Origin of the sequence: Microcoleus sp. A003_D6 (genome assembly GCF_036702825.1) — a bacterium.
GTDB lineage: Bacteria > Cyanobacteriota > Cyanobacteriia > Cyanobacteriales > Microcoleaceae > Microcoleus.
This window is the reverse complement of sequence record NZ_JAUBWA010000281.1, coordinates 1-698: the sequence shown is the minus strand read 5'-3', so window position 1 is coordinate 698 and position 698 is coordinate 1. Positions and strand designations below refer to the sequence as shown.

Annotated in this window: 1 protein-coding gene; it reads right to left on the bottom strand. The window is 45.3% G+C overall.

All coding sequences use genetic code 11. The features are described 5' to 3' along the window. Positions 1-481: tetratricopeptide repeat protein (locus QUB70_RS32420; protein WP_332985906.1), on the bottom strand; the 481-nt coding region annotated here is incomplete at its 3' end. Positions 482-698: the final 217 nt, after the last annotated feature.

The following is a 698-nucleotide window of genomic DNA, read 5'->3' as shown; positions in this document are numbered from 1 at the left end:
CTAAATTCGACTCCTTTTGCTGTTGCAGTACACTTGCCAAGGCCTGATGAATCCAGTCAGCATCAGGGTTCAGTTCACTTGCATGACGATAAGCTCCGATCGCCTCATCCAGTTGACCCAGTTTTGCTAAACTCTTAGCTAGCCCCACGTAACTCCCATCATGTTCGCGATTGAGTTCGATCGCTTTGCCGAAGGCCTCAGCGGATTCTTTCCATTTTTGCTGTTGAGCTAGGGCATCCCCTAAGTGGTGATGAGACCAAGAAAAATCTGGTTTGAGTTCTATGGCGGAACAAAAAGCTGTGACCGCTTCATCCAAGCGTCCCTGTTTGGCTAGAGCTTCTCCTAATTGCTGGTGAAACCAAGAATTGGCGGAATTTAACTCGATCGCGCAGCAATAGGCTGCGATCGCATCTTCTAGTTTTCCCTCTTGCAGAAGTTGATTGCCTTTCTCGAATTCGGTTACAGCCTTTTGCTCGTTCATTTTCAGTAGATTATTTTTTGTATAAAATATTACTTTTAAGCCAATGGGGCTGCTTGCTCCAGCACTAGCTTGTTTATAATACACCATTTTGGCAACAGATCATCAGGTGGCTTGATATCTGATATAGTCGGTACGGTATCCCACTATCGTCGGTGCAAAAGCCCGATCGCGACTCAGGTAAAGTTATACTGTCAATAATTTTCTAGACGGGGGTTTT